At 58.0% G+C, this 17,753-nt stretch carries 15 protein-coding genes and 2 pseudogenes; 15 read left to right on the plus strand and 2 right to left on the minus strand.

What is annotated here, in order from left to right:
• Nucleotides 1-63 precede the first annotated feature (63 nt).
• From FHS21_RS25610 to FHS21_RS25640, 7 genes are all read left to right on the plus strand, one after another.
• Nucleotides 64-948 (plus strand): AraC family transcriptional regulator, encoded by an 885-nt coding sequence (locus tag FHS21_RS25610; protein WP_112525708.1) that lies wholly within the window; start codon nt 64-66, stop codon nt 946-948.
• Between the two features lie 171 nt (nt 949-1,119).
• Complete coding sequence (locus FHS21_RS25615) at nt 1,120-2,178, plus strand: ABC transporter substrate-binding protein (protein ID WP_183664784.1); 1,059 nt, start codon at nt 1,120-1,122, stop codon at nt 2,176-2,178.
• Between the two features lie 80 nt (nt 2,179-2,258).
• Nucleotides 2,259-3,080, plus strand: a complete 822-nt coding sequence (locus tag FHS21_RS25620) for an ATP-binding cassette domain-containing protein (protein ID WP_183664785.1) — start codon at nt 2,259-2,261, stop codon at nt 3,078-3,080.
• Complete coding sequence (locus FHS21_RS25625; RefSeq protein ID WP_183664787.1) at nt 3,077-4,336, plus strand: sugar ABC transporter permease; 1,260 nt, start codon at nt 3,077-3,079, stop codon at nt 4,334-4,336. Before FHS21_RS25620 ends, FHS21_RS25625 begins: the two co-directional genes overlap by 4 nt.
• Before the next feature lie 28 nt (nt 4,337-4,364).
• Nucleotides 4,365-5,093 (plus strand): SDR family oxidoreductase, encoded by a 729-nt coding sequence (locus FHS21_RS25630; RefSeq protein WP_183664790.1) that lies wholly within the window; start codon nt 4,365-4,367, stop codon nt 5,091-5,093.
• A 2-nt stretch (nt 5,094-5,095) separates the two neighbouring features.
• Nucleotides 5,096-6,736 (plus strand): FGGY-family carbohydrate kinase, encoded by a 1,641-nt coding sequence (locus FHS21_RS25635; RefSeq protein WP_183664792.1) that lies wholly within the window; start codon nt 5,096-5,098, stop codon nt 6,734-6,736.
• A gap of 75 nt (nt 6,737-6,811) precedes the next feature.
• Nucleotides 6,812-7,597, plus strand: coding sequence for an SDR family NAD(P)-dependent oxidoreductase (locus FHS21_RS25640; RefSeq protein ID WP_183664794.1), 786 nt, complete (start codon nt 6,812-6,814; stop codon nt 7,595-7,597).
• Nucleotides 7,598-8,074: 477 nt separating this feature from the next.
• Here the strand turns inward: FHS21_RS25640 and FHS21_RS25645 are convergent, their stop codons facing one another.
• Together FHS21_RS25645 and FHS21_RS25650 are read right to left on the minus strand one after the other, a co-directional pair.
• On the minus strand, nt 8,075-9,148 hold the full coding sequence (locus FHS21_RS25645) for an adenylate/guanylate cyclase domain-containing protein (protein WP_183664796.1): 1,074 nt from the start codon (nt 9,146-9,148) through the stop codon (nt 8,075-8,077).
• Nucleotides 9,149-9,172: 24 nt separating this feature from the next.
• Nucleotides 9,173-10,278: pseudogene (locus tag FHS21_RS25650) on the minus strand (NADH-dependent flavin oxidoreductase).
• Nucleotides 10,279-10,387: 109 nt separating this feature from the next.
• On the opposite strand from FHS21_RS25650, the gene FHS21_RS25655 reads away from it, so the two are divergent.
• From FHS21_RS25655 to FHS21_RS30965, 8 genes and pseudogenes are all read left to right on the plus strand, one after another.
• Entirely contained in the window at nt 10,388-11,281 is an 894-nt protein-coding gene (locus tag FHS21_RS25655) for a LysR family transcriptional regulator (RefSeq protein ID WP_183664798.1), read from the plus strand.
• Between the two features lie 473 nt (nt 11,282-11,754).
• The gene (locus FHS21_RS25660; protein WP_210283626.1) at nt 11,755-12,741 is read left to right on the plus strand and encodes an aldo/keto reductase; all 987 of its coding nucleotides are present in this window, start codon (nt 11,755-11,757) and stop codon (nt 12,739-12,741) included.
• Nucleotides 12,742-12,957: 216 nt separating this feature from the next.
• Nucleotides 12,958-13,602 carry an SDR family oxidoreductase gene (locus FHS21_RS25665; RefSeq protein WP_246411202.1) on the plus strand — a complete coding sequence of 215 codons (645 nt, stop codon included), beginning with the start codon at nt 12,958-12,960 and terminating at the stop codon, nt 13,600-13,602.
• Nucleotides 13,586-13,792, plus strand: coding sequence for a Rossmann-fold NAD(P)-binding domain-containing protein (locus FHS21_RS30960; RefSeq protein ID WP_246411203.1), 207 nt, complete (start codon nt 13,586-13,588; stop codon nt 13,790-13,792). The genes FHS21_RS25665 and FHS21_RS30960 overlap by 17 nt, the downstream gene beginning before the upstream one ends.
• Nucleotides 13,793-13,918: 126 nt before the next feature.
• Entirely contained in the window at nt 13,919-14,293 is a 375-nt protein-coding gene (locus FHS21_RS25670; RefSeq protein WP_183664802.1) for a c-type cytochrome, read from the plus strand.
• A 242-nt stretch (nt 14,294-14,535) separates the two neighbouring features.
• Nucleotides 14,536-15,009 carry a (2Fe-2S)-binding protein gene (locus FHS21_RS25675; protein ID WP_183664804.1) on the plus strand — a complete coding sequence of 158 codons (474 nt, stop codon included), beginning with the start codon at nt 14,536-14,538 and terminating at the stop codon, nt 15,007-15,009.
• Between the two features lie 12 nt (nt 15,010-15,021).
• Entirely contained in the window at nt 15,022-17,268 is a 2,247-nt protein-coding gene (locus FHS21_RS25680; protein ID WP_183664806.1) for a xanthine dehydrogenase family protein molybdopterin-binding subunit, read from the plus strand.
• 50 nt (nt 17,269-17,318) lie between these two features.
• Nucleotides 17,319-17,679: pseudogene (locus tag FHS21_RS30965) on the plus strand (hypothetical protein); the annotation flags it as partial.
• Nucleotides 17,680-17,753 lie beyond the last annotated feature (74 nt).

The following is a 17,753-nucleotide window of genomic DNA, read 5'->3' on the forward strand; positions in this document are numbered from 1 at the left end:
TGCTTCTGGGAGGAGGCGTCCTGTTAGGACCGCAAGTTTGAGAGGCGCAGGGAGGAGATTCAAGTGAATCCAGATTTGGAAGTAGTCCAGATCGGTCGTGGCGAGTCGTTCAAGGCCTGGGAGCACGGCTATCCCTTCCACACCGTACGCTGGCACTTTCATCCAGAATACGAAATACATCACGTCGTCGCGACAAACGGGCGATATTTCGTGGGCGACTTCATCGGTGAGTTCGAACCAGGCAACCTGGTTCTCACTGGCCCCAATTTGCCGCATAACTGGGTGAGCAACATTCCTGCTGGCACCTGCATACCCTTGCGGGGCAGGGTGGTGCAATTCAACGAAGCGTTCATAACTGACGCCACCAACGTATTTCCCGAACTGGCGGCGTGCCTGCCTATGTTGGAACTCAGTCGGCGCGGAGCGCTGTTTTCTGCAGCGACCGCGGGCGTAGCCGGACCAATGCTGAAGGAACTAGTAGCAGCCAAAGGCTTGCGGCGCATCGAACTCTTTATCGGGGTGTTGAATGCGATGAGTTCCGCAGCAGGAACGCGTTCGCTGGCAAGCTCGCGATACATGCCCGATCCGTCTGGATTCATGTCGGCTGGCGTCAACCAGGCTCTTTTGTACATCAACAGCCACTTGACCGAGCCCTTCAGCGAGAGGGATCTCGCTGGCCTGACGGGACAAAGCGCCAGCGCTTTTTCGCGCAGTTTTCGCCGCCACACAGGTATGGCGCTCGTCCAGTACGTCAATCGGCTGCGCATTAATTTCGCGTGCCATCTGCTGATGAGCGAGCCCGCGATGACCATTACCGACATCTGTTTCGCGGCTGGCTTCAACAATATTTCCAACTTCAATCGCCATTTCCTGGCGCAAAAGGGGATGGCTCCTTCGCGCTTCAAAACATTATTGGCACAGAACGTCAGAGCGGTGGAGGCCGCATAAGAGGAGGAAAGGGAGGACCAAAATCAGCGAGAAGTGCGGAGCGCAGCTGCGCGCCGGAGGGATCGCTTTGCCAATTTTCTGGATGGCAAACGGCAAGTCATCGCCCATGGCCAGATTCAACATGCTTTAGAATGGAAGCGGGAACGCATCAAACGATAAGGGAGAAACTCTATGACGAAAATCGCAATTAAAATGACCCGAGCCGCAGCGCTTGTCGCCGGTCTTCTCGGCAGTGCATCGGCATTTGCCCAGTCCGGCGCTACAGTGGCTTTTCTCATGCCGGACCAAGCGTCGACTAGATATGAGGAGCACGACGCTCCTGGGTTTATTGCAGAAATGAAAAAGCTATGCGCTGACTGCAAGGTACTCTACCAGAACGCCGATGCGGACGCTTCACGTCAGCAGCAGCAATTTAACTCCGTCGTCTCGCAAGGCGCGAAGGTCATTGTGCTCGATCCCGTCGACTCCACGGCGGCTGCATCGCTGGTCAAGCAGGCCCAAGCGCAAGGCATCAAGGTCATTGCTTACGACCGGCCCATTCCGGACGCAAAGGCCGACTTCTACGTTTCGTTCAACAATGAAGCCATCGGCAAGGCGATCGCCGATTCACTGATCGAGCATCTGAAGGCAAAGGGGGTGGCTGCTGCAGACGGTGGCGTACTGCAGATCAACGGCTCCCCTACCGACGCTGCGGCGGGACTGATCAAAAAGGGTATTCATGCCGGTCTGGACAACAGCGGCTATAAAATCCTGGCTGAATACGACACGCCGGAATGGGCACCGCCAAAGGCGCAGCAATGGACGAGCGGGCAAGTCACACGCTTCGGAAAGAAAATCGTGGGGATTGTCGCGGCGAACGACGGAACCGGCGGTGGGGCGATCGCAGCTTTGAAGGCAGCCGGTGTGGATCCGGTTCCGCCGGTGACGGGCAACGACGCGACGATTGCAGCGCTCCAGCTGATCATCTCGGGGGACCAGTACAATACAATCTCCAAGCCCAGCGAGATCGTCGCGGCTGCAGCAGCCAACGCTGCAGTGAAATTGCTGGCAGGCGAGACGCCAAAGGCTGACGTCACTTTGTACGACACCCCGTCTCAGCTGTTCATTCCCGCCGTCGTTACGGCGGAGAACCTGAAGGCAGAGATCATCGACAAGAACATCATGAAAGCTGAACAGCTTTGCGTCGATCGCTATGCCGATGGATGCAAAAAATTGGGCATTGGTGGATAACTGATGAAGCGGAAGTTCCGGCCGCGGTGTGCGCGGCCGGAATTTCCCTTGTCCAGCCCTATCGGAAAGGCATGCCGCGAATGACCGAAACCGTTGACCGAAAAGCGCCTGCGGGCGAAATGGTGCTTAGCCTGCGGGGCATCTCCAAGAGTTTTGGCGCTGTTTCGGCTCTCACCGACATTGATCTCGATGTCCATGCGGGCGAGGTCGTTGCCCTCGTCGGCGACAACGGCGCCGGGAAATCAACCTTGGTAAAGACGCTTGCGGGCGTGCATCAACCGACAGCTGGAACGATCACCTTCCGCGGCCAGCCCGTTACGATGACCGACCCGAGCGCAGCGCTCAACCTTGGCATCGCCACGGTGTTTCAGGACCTGGCGCTGTGCGAGAACCTGGACGTCGTGGCCAACATTTTTCTGGGACGCGAGCTTAAGCCGATGCAGCTTGACGAAACGGCGATGGAAGTCAGGTCCTGGACGCTTCTGAACGAACTTTCCGCGCGAATCCCGAGCGTCCGCATTCCTATCGCGTCGCTTTCCGGGGGGCAGCGCCAAACCGTTGCAATCGCCAGGTCGCTACTGCTCGAACCCAAACTTATTCTTCTTGACGAACCAACCGCGGCCCTGGGCGTAGCGCAGACCGCCGAAGTACTGAACCTGATCGAAAGAGTACGCGATCGCGGCCTCGGCGTCATCATGATCAGCCACAACATGGAAGACGTCCGTGCCGTTGCCGACCGGATCGTCGTCCTGAGGCTCGGCCGTAACAATGGTGTCTTCTATCCTGATGCGACGAACCAAGAACTGGTCGGTGCAATCACCGGCGCAGTCGACAACTCCGTCACGCGGAGGGAAGAGCGGCGACACGCCGAGCAGCAGCTTTCTGAAGGGGGACAGCCATGACGGGCAACGTCAAAGACAATGCGCTCCCAGCCACGATGTTGGATCGTAGCGACGAGCGCCTGAAGCACGAAGCGGGTATTGGCGGTGCCGTCCGCGCCTTTATCGACCGCGTGCGGTCCGGTGACCTCGGTTCGCTTCCAGTCGTGGTCGGACTGGCATTGATATGGACCGTATTTGCAAGCCTCAATCCGATATTTCTGTCGAGCAACAACCTCGTCAATCTGTTGTTCGACTGCTCGACAGTCGGCGTCATCGCGCTCGGTATCGTGTGCGTGCTTATGGTGGGTGAGATCGATCTGTCCGTAGGATCGATCAGCGGCTTTGCCTCGGCCATTGTCGGCACGCTATGGGTCAACCAAGGTTGGCCGGTTGCCTTGGCCATCCTCGCCGCCGTTGCCGTGGGGGGCCTCATCGGGTCGCTTTATGCGCTTTTGTACAATCGCCTAGGCATGCCAAGCTTCGTCGCGACGCTTTCCGGTTTGCTGGCGGTCTTGGGGATGCAGCTTTATATCCTCGGCTCCACCGGCTCGATCAACCTCCCGTATGGGTCAGCCATGGTTAATTTCGGGCAGATGTTGGTGATGCCCCGCCTTTTGGCCCATGTCCTCGCTGCGGTCCCTGGCGTGGTGATGCTCGCGACGGGCATTCGCACGATTTCTCGCCGCCGCGAAGCCAATCTATCCGCACCGTCCTTAGGCAGCATTGTCCTTCGCGCCGTTGCCACAACATTGGTGCTGGAGATCATCGTCCTCTATCTCAACCAGGACCGCGGTATTCCCTGGATGTTCGGTCTTTTCGTGGGACTGGTGATGTTGATGAACTATGCGTTGACGCGCACCCAGTGGGGCCGCTCAATGACAGCGGTAGGCGGAAACCGCGAGGCCGCTCGCCGTGCCGGCATTAACGTCCGGCGCATCTACGCCAGCGCCTTCGTGCTCTGTTCGATGTTGGCGGCACTCGGCGGCGTGCTTTCGGCGTCCCGCCTGGCGTCTGCAAGCCAGCAAGCCGGTACCGGCGACGTCAATCTTAATGCGATAGCAGCGGCTGTCATCGGTGGAACCAGTTTGTTCGGCGGACGGGGCAACGCCTACTCAGCGCTGCTCGGCATCATCGTGATCCAGTCGATCGCCAACGGCCTGACGCTTCTCGATCTGTCATCGTCTCTTCGGTACATGATCACGGGCGGTGTCCTTGCAATCGCAGTCATCGTCGACTCTTTGGCGCGCCGGTCGAGAGTTTCCCACGGTCGCGCTTGATGCAACGTTCTAACAAGTAAGGTTTGCTATGAAACAGGAACTGTCAGGAAAGGTCGCAGCCATTACCGGGGCAGCCTCTGGAATCGGCCTCGAATGTGCCAAATATTTGCTGCGCGAAGGGGTCCGTGTCGCCCTCGTTGACAGGGCAGAGGACGCCTTGAACAAATTATGTTCAGACTTGGGGCCACAAGCCTATCCCGTGGTCGTCGACCTGACAAAGCCGGACGAAGTTTCGACAATGCTGCCGCGTATCCTGGAGAAGTTCGGACATCTCGATATCTTCCATGCCAATGCCGGCTCTTATGTGGGCGGGGAAGTCGTGGATGGAGACCCGGATGCCTGGGACCGAATGCTCAACCTTAATATCAACGCTGCATTCCGATCGGTCCAAGCCGTGCTGCCTCACATGGTCGAGCGCAAAACCGGCGATATCATCATGACCAGCTCCATCGCCGGTCTGGTTCCGGTGGTAGGGGAACCGATCTACACAGCATCAAAATATGCGGTGCAAGCATTCGTCCATACGGTTCGACGCCAGGTGGCAAAGCACGGCATCCGGGTGGGTGCAGTAGCGCCAGGCCCGGTAATTACCGCTTTGATAAGCGACTGGCCCAAGGAGAAGCTCGACGACGCGATCGCGGCGGGAGGGTTGATGGAAGCAAGCGAAGTGGCGGAGGCAGTGCTTTTCATGTTGTCCAGACCGCGCAACGTCACCATCCGCGATTTGGTCATTCTGCCCTTCAGTTCGGACTTGTGAAGATGGCCGCTCACTTCATCGGTGTCGACGTCGGAACGGGCAGCGCTCGCGCGGGAGTCTTTGACGAGAACGGCAATCTGCTTGCCGCGGCGAAGCGCCCGATCAACATCTGGCAAGAGGCAGGCGACGTCGTCGAGCAATCGTGCGAAGATATCTGGGGTGCAGTGTCCTCAAGCGTGAGGGAGGCAGTGGCAGCTTCCGGCGTCGACACGGCCGACATCCGCGGTATGGGATTCGACGCCACATGTTCGCTCGTGGCTGTCGCAGCCGATGGCGCCCCGGTTGCGGTCGGAAGTTCAGGCGATCCGAATCGAAACATCATTGTCTGGATGGACCACCGCGCCGCTGGCGAAGCAGAAGAGATCAACGCCGGCGGGCACGAAGTCCTGAGGTACGTAGGGGGTCGCATTTCACCCGAAATGGAGACGCCGAAACTTTTGTGGTTGAAGCGCAATCTGCCGGACTCCTTTGCCGCCGCCGGGCACTTTTTCGATCTCGCCGATTATCTGACATGGCGGGCAACCGGCTCGTTGACGCGCTCCACCTGCACCGTCACGTGCAAATGGACTTATCTCGCCCACGAAAATCGCTGGGACCCGGACTACTTCAACAAAATCGGTTTGGAGGAACTGGTTGCGGAGCGTTTCGCCAGAATTGGGACCGAGATCGCGCAGCCGGGTACACGGCTTGCTTCCGGTTTGACTGAAACAGCCGCTGCGGAGCTGGGATTGCATCCGGGAACCGCCGTCGCCGCATCTCTGATCGATGCGCATGCCGGCGGCCTCGGGACTTTGGGAGCGGCCGGAGAGGGGGTGACCTCGGACATCGGTCGCCGCCTTGCCTACGTATTCGGCACCTCGGCTTGTTCCATGGCTTCCAGCCAAGAGCCCGTTTTCGTAGATGGCGTATGGGGGCCATACTTTTCCGCCATGATCCCGGGTCTTTGGCTCAACGAAGGCGGACAATCGGCCGCCGGTGCTGCGATCGACCATCTGGTGACAATGCATCCGGCTTCGGCATCGGCCACCGAGCTTGCCGAAGCGGCCGGGACATCGCTTGTCGGTTGGCTTGACGCAGAGGCGTCCAAAATGTGCAGCAAACAAGAGGATGTTATGGCTCTGGCACATCGGATCCACGTCGTTCCGGAATTTCTTGGCAACAGATCGCCAAACGCCGATCCGGATGCACGCGCAGTCATAGCAGGTTTGAGCCTCGATGCGGGAATACCCGACCTCATCGCTTTGTACATCGCCGGGCTCTGCGGAATCTGCTACGGGCTCAAACAGCTTCTCGTCAAATTGGGCGAAGATGGAATTCCGATCGACCTCATCATGGCAAGCGGCGGCGCGGCGCAAAGCGACCTCGTCCGGCAGTTGTTGGCCGACGCTACAGGTGTCCGGGTGGCGGTAATTGACAACCCTGAACCTGTTCTGCTCGGCTCGGCCATGCTGGCCGCGGTGGCTTCTGGTCATCGCGCGAACTTGGCCGATGCGATGACTGCCATGTCAAGGATCTCGCGAGTCTTCGAGCCCGCCCAAGGCACACTCATGAGGGTCCACGAAATCCGCTATAGCATCTTCACAAGGCTCCAGTCGGTCGATCGGGAGATAAGGACGGAGCTTCGGATGGGATTGCAGCACTAGAGCTGGAACTTTACTAGACGTGCCAGCTATCTTATCGCTTGGTGGGATGTGAATTTATCACTCCGGAGGAGTATCATGGCAAATCAGCTTAAACATGCCCCGGATTTTGGCCTTGCAGGAAAAGCGACTTTGGTGACCGGCGCATCTCGCGGGATAGGCAGAGCATGCGCCCTCGCGTGCGCTGCTGCAGGCTCCGATATTGTTCTCGGATTGCGCAACGTTGCTGCGTCCAAGGAACTGATTGAGGAAATAGAAGGCATGGGAAGGAAAGTCCTTCCCGTCCGGCTGGATATTTCACAACGAGATCACATAGAGACGTCCGTCGCCAAGGCGATTGAGAGCTTCGGACGGATTGATGTCCTTGTGAACAACGTCGGCGTAGCACCCGGTGATCTTGCAGAGCGTGTTGCTGAGGCAGATGTGGACGAGATTCTCCAGGTGAACATCAAGGGCACCTTCCTAATGACCCAGACCGTTGCCCGGCAGATGATCGCGCAAAAGGCAGGCCGCATCATCAGCATAAGCTCCCAAGCTGGTACGGTGACGCTTCGCGGCGAGGCAATCTATTGTATGAGCAAGGCCGCCATAAATCACCTGATGCGTTGTCTCGCAGCTGAATGGGCGCCGCACGGTATCACGGTCAACACTGTCGCGCCGACATTCGTATGGACCGACGGAACGAGGCCCGCACTGGCTGATAAAGACTTTTATGACAGAACACTTGGACATATTCCCATGGGTCGGATCGGTGAAACGAACGATGTCGTGGGTGCTGTCGTATTTCTAGCATCGCCGGCAGCCTCCCTCATCACGGGACTAAATTTGCTGGTCGATGGCGGATGGTCCGTATCATCGAAGTAACCGCGGCAAATGCCAATCTGGAGTTTACGAATGCTATTGACCGCTTTTGGTGCAAAGCGGTCATCACCATGAAGCCATAATCGGCATCTTGTCTCCCGTGGGAAACCTACCAAATTCAAGGGGAAGGCGAGCGTTTGATGGTCCGTGGAATCTCTGTGTCCACCCATTCGCTTTGGTGGGCTATATGATCGCAGAGAGGACACTGCACATTTTCGTTGGCGTCAGGTGCAGGGAAAGGTTTTCGCGCGAGGTATGACGCGTGGCAGTTGGGGCAATGGGGCCCGACTTCAGGAGCATAGGACATCCGGCAAATACCCTTTCAGGCAGATTCGCGTTCAGATAACAACTCGACCGGACAATTCGGGAAAGCGGCCCGGCGAAATGAGAAATGCAACAGGGTCACCTGCGGTTGTCTTCGCTGATTGCGGCGCGCAACATGCGTTCAGGCCGCCTTGGCCGTATTCTCCATAAAATAGATCAGTCCGGGTTCAACGATCCATTCCCCGGCGCGAAGCGATTCGACATCGAAGCGTCCAAATACAGGAGCCGGCTGGCCTGATTCACGGCTGGGCCGATGACAGTGAAATCCAACCGGCGGGACGCGCCGACATTGCCATAGGCCACTTCGCCGACATGCAGGGCCAGACCATGCACGACAGGCGGCAGGCCAGGAGATATTCTGCGATCATTCTCGGCATCATTTCGGCGAAAAAACTCCTGTGCGGCGGCCATAGCTTTCCTGCGGGCTGTCGCGCGATCCTGGTCGGCCGACGTGGGAAATATCGCCAACACAGAATCGCCCATGAATTTGAGTATCTCCCCGCCATGCGTCTCAACGATCTCACCGATGGTGCCGAACCACGCGTTTAGAAGGGCGAGCACTTCGGGGATCGGCGACTGCTCGGAGAGAAGCGTGAAGCCCCGCAGATCAGCAAACCAGATCGCCGCCTCGATCCGTTCGACGGAACCACGGTCCACACGCCCCTCGATGATCAATTGCCCCGTATTGTGGCCGACATAAGTATCGAGCAAATCAACGGCAATACGCTGCAAGACATGCCGCTCCAAGTAAGGACTGAGAAGCCTCGCCGCGAGTTCGAGCCTCTCGAGAGATACGCCATCAAAACCTGCGGTCTGTCGTGTGGCAAACGAAATCACGGCGGTCCTGGTCTGATCCAGGAAGGACAACGGGTACATGACGTAATCGGTCATGCTCTCGCGACGTAACTCATCCAGGAGCGGCAAGTCAGGATTCCGTGCATCAAGCAACCGGCGAAATGGCCTGCCCGTCTCATCAACGATGCGGGTCGGGCTATTGAGGTAGGTTTCCGACGTCGACGCCGTGGCCCGGTCGGACGCACGGACCGAGTGGCCCTCACTCGTCCAGATATGTTGCCATCCGCTCAACTCAGGATGCAGCACCTCGAGGCCGAGAGAGGCTCGCCCGACCGGAATGCCAGAGCGGACGACCTCCTGACAGAAGGCGATAAACAATTCCCTGACACTGTCGTGCGGTGCATCATTCGCCAGCCAACGCGCGATGTCTTGCACCCGATCCGCCCTCCCTTCCAATATTTACGTCCGTATTTCGAACCAACCCGTCGTGGCATGAATAACCTTCCAGAGTTTGTCCGGAAGGACAATCTTGGAAACCTCGCTGGGGTCAAGTGCTGTGTCGATTTCATCGACCTTTTCACTCTCGGCGAGATCGACCCATTCCGGGTTCATCACAAGCCCCTGACCGACGGCCACGAGGGACAGGCCGAGTTCGAGGGCGGTCTCGGCCTGTTCGGGCTTTCTGATCCGCCCTGCGGCGATGACGGGGACTCGGCCTCCCACGCGCTTGACGATGAGTTCTGCGATAGCCTGGCCGCTGGTGTCCTCAATCGGCTTGGCGTCGAGCACACTCGAAAGTGACACGTGAATGTAGTCCACCCCACCATCCGTGAGATGGTCGAGGAGTTCATAAGTGTCGTTTATCCGAAGACCGCCTTCGCCCGACTCCTCCGGCGAAATCCGGTAGCCCAGCAGGAATGGCAGTTCCGTATGCAGCTCTATGATGCGCTTGACCTCACCGACGACGGCAAGCGGGAAGCGCATGCGGTTCTCGAGCGAGCCACCCCACTCATCACCGCGCTGATTGAACAACGGCGAGAAGAAGTTCTGGATCAGAAAGCCGTGCGCCCCGTGCAACTCGATACCATCGAAACCTGCATCGATGGCGCGGCGCGTCGCCTGACCAAACGCAGCGATTACGTCGAGAATTTCATCATGGCCGAGGGCTCGGGCGACAATGTCGCCGGTGTTGAACGGTCCCGGCGCAGCCTTGAGAGAACTCGCGCTGATGCCTTGTTGCCAGCGTGGAAAATCTGCAGGATCGCGGGCGCACCGCCGCTCCTGGCGGCTTCGGCGAGACGGCGGAGGCTCGGCGTGAAGCTGTCGTCATAAGACGCAAATTCGCCCGTAAAGCCAATTCCATCAGGCATGACATGGGTGCAGCCGGTCAGCATGAGACCTGCACCGTTTGCCCTGCGGCGATAGTAGGCAACTTCTTCGTCCGAGACCGTTCCATCGTCATTGCCCGACCAAGTCGTCATGGGGGCCATGACAACCCGATTGCGAAGTGCGATCCCCTTGGCGAAGGCGTAGGTTTCGAAAAGTTTGGGGTATGTCTTGCTCATCTCTATCTGTCCTGTCGACACCACGGCATGTGGCGCTGGGGATCAAATAGTGGACAAGTACACTGATTACCCGCTATAATTCGCATGCAGTTAGAAATGGGATTGATAAATGAGAAAAGGCGATTTTAGCGAGCTGGCGGCATTTATCGCCGTGGCCGAAGAAGGCAGCTTCACGCGCGCTGCCGCGAAACTCGGCCTCTCCCAGTCCGCCCTCAGCTACGCTGTCAGGATGCTTGAGCAACGGCTTGATGTGCGCCTCATCTCGCGGACAACACGCAGCCTGTCGATGACGGAGGCGGGCGAAAGGCTGTTTCATAGCCTACGCCCAGCTTTCGATCACATTGACAATGAAATTGCCGCGCTAGCCGCTCTTCGTGACAAGCCCGCAGGTACGATCAGGATCACGACGTTCCGACATGCTGCCAGGGTGGTGCTGTGGCCAATATTACTGAAGCTCCTGCCTGAATATCCCGATATTACTGTCGAAGTCAGTGTCGACGAAGGGCTCACCGATATCGTCGCGGGCCGGTTTGACGCCGGGATACGCTTGGGAGAGCAGGTCGAAAAGGACATGATATCGGTACGGGTGGGCCCCGATGTCCGGATGGCCGTTGTGGGTTCGCCCTCCTACTTTGCCAATCGCAAGCCACCGAAAACCCCACGCGACCTTAACGACCACAATTGCGTCGGTTACCGGCAGATCAAGGGAGGTGGACTTTACGCCTGGGAATTCGAGCGTGAGGGTGTTGAACTGGAGGCGCGCGTGAGCGGTTCGCTCGTCCTCAACGACAATGAGATGTTGGAAAACGCCGCTCTCGACGGGATAGGGCTCGTCTATGTGTTCGAGAGCCAGGTCTCAGCCCATATTGCCGCGGGACGCCTGCTCCGCGTGCTGGAAGACTGGTGTCCGCCTTACCCGGGGTATCACCTTTACTATCCAAGCAGGCGACAGCACACCCCGGCTTTCTCACTGCTCGTTGAAGCCCTCCGCTATAGGGGCTAGTCGCGACCAATTGGTATCCCATTTCGCCTACCGGTCACCGGCGTTGCAGTACAGTCAATTGCCTACACTCCATTGAGCCTTGGCATTTATCAATGCCATTTCTAACCCCATGCAAATAATGCCACCTAATCGCATTTTGCTGCGCTCCTTATCTTGTCGTTGAGGACGGGCGTTAACACCGCCGTTTCGGCGACATGATCCTGATGGTATGGGCGCAACGGTGATGTTGTGCGGCGTATTCCTCCTCAGATGCAATGACCGCGTGCTGTCAGAATTTCAGGAGGCAAGACATGGACAACGATAAGCAAGTGGCTGGTTCGAGTCGTGAAAGTCGGTTGGGCATTGGTCGCCGTGAATTATTGATCAAGACCGCTCTCGCCGGAGCAATGCTGCCCGTCGCTTCGTCAGTTTGGTCTGCATCATCGGATCAGATACAGGGCAGTAGCAGCATGCTCCAGAGAGGAGAAAGCCAGATGAAAACTCGGAAGCTCGGTACGCTGGCGGTTTCGGAAGTCGGTGCTGGATGCATGAGCATCAGCGCGAATTACGGACCTCCAGCCGACAAGAATCAAGGCGTTAGCACCATTCGCGCGGCCCACGAAAAGGGCGTCACCTTCTTCGACACCGCGGAAGTGTATGGTCCATACACAAGCGAAGAGCTTGTTGGGGAAGCATTGGCACCCATCCGCGACCAGGTCAAAATCGCGACCAAGTTCGGCTTCGCGATCGATGGCACTATTGGCCTGAATAGCCGCCCGGAACGGATCAAGCAGGTGGCCGAGGCTTCTCTCAAGCGATTGAAGACCGATCGCATCGACCTCTTCTACCAGCACCGCGTCGATCCCAACGTGCCGATCGAAGATGTTGCCGGAGCGGTCAAAGACCTCATCCAGGAAGGCAAGGTCTTGCATTTCGGTCTTTCGGAACCAAGCGCGCGGACAATTCGGCGAGCACATGCCGTTCAACCCGTTGCGGCAGTCCAGACCGAATACTCCATTATGGAAAGAGGCCCAGAAACGAACGGCGTTCTTGCCGCCTGCGAGGAACTCGGCATCGGTTTCGTGCCGTGGGGGCCCGTTGGAATGGGATACCTGACCGGGAAGATCGATGCCAACACAAAACTGGCCCCGAAGACCGATCTTCGAACGACCTTCGATCGCTTCAGCCCCGAAAACGTTGCAGCCAATATGCCGTTCGTTGAGTTGCTTAAGCAGTTCGGCGAAAAGAAGGGTGCAACTCCTTCCCAGATTGCCCTGGCGTGGTTGCTGGCGCAGAAGCCATTCATCGTTCCAATCCCCGGCACACGCAACATCGACCATCTGAATGAGAACCTGGGGGCACTCCGCGTCGAGCTGACGCCTGAAGACCTCGTAGAGCTGCGAACTGCTATCTCGGCGTTGACAGTGCGCGGTGGGCGCATGAATGCAATGCAAATGGGGCTTGTTGACCAAACAGTCTGAGTACCTACCCCACTGGCGTCTTGCCAAGTTCCGCCAAGGTCTCAACCCTCCCCTCGCGGTGGAGGTGAAATTTGCAAAGACACTTCGAAGTTTCGAGTTGGCCCGCTTTGTCTCCATGCATTCATAAACACCATTTCTAAGTCCATGCAGATAATACCGTTTAATCACCGCTGCGTAAGCGGTTACATTCCCAACACTCCACAGCAAGGATGCATTATGAGTAAGGTATGGTTCATCACAGGCGCGGGTAGCGGCATCGGCGCAGCAACAGCAAGAGCGGCCTTGAAGGCTGGCGATAAAGTCGTCGCGACTGGTCGAAATCTCGATAAGGTCCATAACGCTCTGCGCGATGTGGCAAGCGAGGGTGTCGCCTTTGTTCAATTGGACGTTGCCAATGAAGACCAGGCTAAGGCCGCTGCTGAAGAGGCCGTGAAGACGTTCGGTCGCATCGACGTTCTGCTCAACAATGCGGGCTACAGCCTGCTCGGAAACTTCGAAGAATTGACCACCGCCGAAATCGACGGGCTTATCTCGACCAATTTGTACGGTGTCATTTACGCTATGCGCGCGGTCCTTCCGGTTATGCGTAAACAGCGCTCGGGCCGGATCATCAACATCAGTTCGCTTGCCGGAGTCATGGGCTTCAAGCACTGCAGTGCCTATAGCGCTGCCAAGTTTGCTGTCGAGGGACTATCTCAATCGGTGTCTCAAGAAGTCGGACAGTTCGGCATTAAGCTCACGGCAGTCGCGCCGGGTTTCTTTCGGACCGACTTTCTTGACGCACAAAATGCCAAATATGGAAACAGTAACATTGACGACTGCCGCGGAAGGAACTGCGAAAGATATGTGGTCAAGCTATGATGGCCAACAGCAGGGCGATCCAGCGAAACTCGCCGACGTCCTTGTGAAGATCGCCGGGATGGAAAATCCGCCTCAGCAGTTCGTAGCTGGTAGCGACGCTCTTGCGGCATTTACTCCAGCTCTCGAAACAAGGCTCGAAGAACTTCGCGCCCATGTGGAACTGTCGAATTCGACAGATGGCTCATTCTAAACTCACGCGTAGGCTACTTCGCCCACCGCGGAACGCTTTTGAAGCGCAAGTCGCCAACACCAGCACTATGCAACCACAATCGTCCTCAGTTGCATTTGCAGCGTACCATCTCGGGAAAAAACACTCATGCCGAAAATCCTGACTTATATCGCCGCCTGTGGCCCTGTTCTTCTCTCAACGATAGCTCCTGGCCTTGCGGAGGGAGACGTTGCCTTGGGGCAAAAGGCGTTTCAACGCTGTTCTGCCTGTCATACAACTACCGACCAGGGAAAAGCCGGTCCCGGCCTCCGGGGAGTTGTCGGGCGTCCCGCCGGCACCGTTGAGGCCTTTCGCTATTCGGCTGCCATGAAGTCCTCCGGATTGGTATGGGACGAGGCAACACTGGACCGGTTTCTCGCGGCTCCCCGAAATGTTGTTGCGAAAACCACCATGACGGTGAGTGTGACCAAGCCGGAAGATCGGCAAAACATTATCGCATACCTGAAATCATTGGCGCAGTAGGTGGGTATGGCTCGTCACTAAATGGAACGAACATCAAGCTTGGCGGCAGACTTGTCGCTGCGGCAATGCGATGGCTCGTTTTTCGATACGCATTCAGAAATCACCTTTCTAAGGGCATGCAGATCAGCCGATCTAATCGCGCTCTACCAGGCGCGCTATCCTCGCAAGCTGCAGGAGCCATTCGTCCGAGGCGCTGTGCTTTGGCGCATTCGTGTGGAGCAATTTAGGAGAACCGACCTACCATGACCACACTTAATATCAACGGCCGCGATCACGAGGTCGACGCCGACCCTGAAACGCCGATCTTATGGGTCCTGCGCGACACGCTGGGCATGACCGGCACTAAGTTCGGCTGCGGCGCAGCACTTTGTGGCGCTTGCACCGTGCATCTGGACGGTGAGGCCACCCGCTCGTGCAGCACGCCCATCTCTGCCGCCGAGGGCTTGAAAATTACCACGATCGAAAAAGTGACGGATGGCACCGACCGTGTCGGCGCCGCTGTGCATGCTGCATGGATCAAGCACGACGTGGCGCAATGCGGCTATTGTCAAAGCGGCCAGATCATGAGCGCAACAGCCTTCCTTGCCTCGCTTCCTAAAGGCACTCAGCCAACCCCGGCTGAAATCGACACTGCAATGGAAGGCAATATCTGTCGCTGCGGGACCTACGCCCGCATCCGCGCTGCCATTGCCGATGCCGCCGGTACTCTCGTCTGAAGGAGACGTCCTATGTTGCCCAATATCGATTATAGCGAATTGCCACGCGCGCTGCAGCACATGCTGGAGAGGGGTCGTTCCACGGCAGCTCAGGCGCTGCCGCGCCGCAGCTTTCTCAAAATGGCCGGAGGCTTCGGGCTGGCAGTCGGCGTGTTTCCCCACCTCGCCGGCGCACAATCGAGCGGTGCGTCCGCCGCAACCAGCAACCTCAAGCCAACCGAACAGCCCTCCGCTTTTGTACACATCGCGCCCAACGGTGAGGTTACGGTTACTATCAATCGGCTGGAGTTCGGCCAGGGTGTCCACACGGCATTGCCCATGATCCTTGCCGAGGAACTCGACGCGGACTGGAGCCTGGTACGCAGTCAGCTCGGCACCAACGATATGGCCTATGCAGACCCCCTCTTTGGTATTCACCTAACTGGCGGTTCCCATACGATCAAGAACAGCTTTACGCAATATCGTGAACTCGGCGCGAGAGTGCGGGCCATGCTGCTGGGTGCCGCCGCAGAGCGCTGGAATGTCGACGTTTCCACTCTGCGCACGGAGGCCGGCATGGTTCTGGGCACCGGTGGGCGCAAGCTTGGCTACGGCGAGCTCGCCGAGGCGGCCGTGGCCTTTCCCGTGCCTCAGACGATAGCGCTGAAGGATCCGAAAGACTTCCGCATCATCGGCCAACCCACCCAGCGGCTCGATGCAAAAGCGAAAAGCAGTGGACAGCAGGCCTTCGGTATCGACTTCAAACTCCCAGGACAATTGACAGCCGTCGTTGCCCGCCCACCAGTGTTTGGCGGCAAGATAGCGTCGTTGGACGAAAGCGCGGCACGGGCAATAAAGGGCGTGAAGGCGGTCCTTCGGGTGCCGCTGGATGGCGGTGCCGAAGGGGTGGCCGTGATCGCCGACGGATATTGGCAGGCCACTCGGGGCCGAGACGCCCTGACGTTGGAATGGAACACATCGGCGGTGGAAAAGGTCGATAGTGAAAGGCAGCTTGCCCAGTATCGGGAACTGGCCACGAGCCCCGGCCCGCTTAAGTTCGACGCCGACGTGGCGCCGCTTGCGACTGCACCCCAGCAACTCGAAGCCGAGTTCATTTTCCCGTACCTCGCCCATGCGGCGATGGAGCCCTTGAACTGTACGGTATCCCTGACAGTTGAGAGCGCCGAGATCTGGGTCGGCAGTCAGTGTGCCGGCCTCGACGCAGGTGCTGCGGCGAATGCTTTGGGTCTGAAACCAGAGCAGGTCAAACTGAACGTTCAAATGGCGGGCGGCGGCTTTGGCCGTCGTTTCTCAAGTACGAGCGACACAGTGGTGGAGGCCTGCCAGGTCGCCAAAGCGGCGCGTGCCGCGGGCTTGACTGCGCCGATACGTACGCTGTGGAGCCGCGAGGACGATATCCGGGGCGGGTACTACCGCCCCATGCACCTTCATCACGCCCGCATCGGCTTTGATGAAAGCGGCAAGGTGTTGGCATGGGATCACGTTATTGTGGGCCAATCCATCACCACGGGCACTGTGTTCGGCGAATTCCAGGTGAAAGACGGTGTTGACAGCACGGCGACGGAAGGCATGCGCGAGCCCTATGGGTTGCCTATGCGGCTGACAGTCCATCATCCCAAGATCAACGTTCCAGTCTTGTGGTGGCGCAGCGTCGGCTCCACACACACCGCTTTCGTAATGGAAACCCTGCTTGACGATATCGCCCGCGCAACGAACCAAGACCCCGTCGCCTACCGCATGCAGCTTTTTGGAGACAACCATCCGCGCCATCGAGACGCATTACAGCTGGCTGTGGATAAGAGTGGGTATGGAAAGACCGTGCTGCCTGAGGGCAGAGGATGGGGCGTGGCAGTTCACGAGTCCTTCGATTCCGTAGTTGCGTACGTGGTGGAAGCATCTGTCACGGACGGCCAGCCGAAATTGCACCGTGTTACCTCCGGCGTGCACTGCAATCTCGCCGTAAACCCCCGAACGATAGAAGCCCAAGTGCAGGGCGCAGCTGTCATGGGCCTGTCGATGTGCCTGGCAGGTTCGGCCATCACGCTCAAGGACGGCGTTGTCGAGCAGAGCAACTTCAGCGACTATACGGTGGCGCGCATCACGGATGTGCCGGCGTTCGATGTCCACATTGTGCCGAGCGCTGATGCGCCAACCGGTATGGGCGAACCCGGCCTGCCGCCGCTTGCTCCTGCCTTCGCCAATGCGGTTGCGCGGTTGACCGGCAAGTCGCTGCGGCAATTACCATTCGACTTGGCATAGCGCGCACCGGTTTTGAAGGAGTGTACCAGCCCCAACGGCATCGATGTGCCTTCCTTGAGCACGTCTCTCTTGAAGGATTTTATGGAGAAAAGATCATTCCTTATGAAGGTTTCTGGGGAACCACATCTACGTGACGGATGGCGTCATCGCCTTCGATTATCACGGTTACTCTGCTCGTGAACGTCTTTTGGGACATCATAGGAAGAGCGCGGGTTGGAACTGCACAATCGAGAAAGTTGACTATGATCTGCTCGATACAGCCGAGTTGAACCAGCGACAGATGTTGGGACCGGATCAATATCTGTATGACCCTGTCCCACGCCCCATCGGTTCATTGAACGCATAGACCACGCCGAAGCTGCGAAGAGGGCGCCAGATCGATACGAGCCCGGCCTTCATTGGTCACGGTGATTTCTGGCAACTTCGCCACCCCCCGTAAGCCATCTTGCATCGAACCAGCGGTCCGCCGGCCCGTCATAGGGCAG

It is taken from the genome of Phyllobacterium trifolii (assembly GCF_014192095.1).
GTDB classification, from domain to species: Bacteria; Pseudomonadota; Alphaproteobacteria; order Rhizobiales; family Rhizobiaceae; genus Phyllobacterium; species Phyllobacterium trifolii.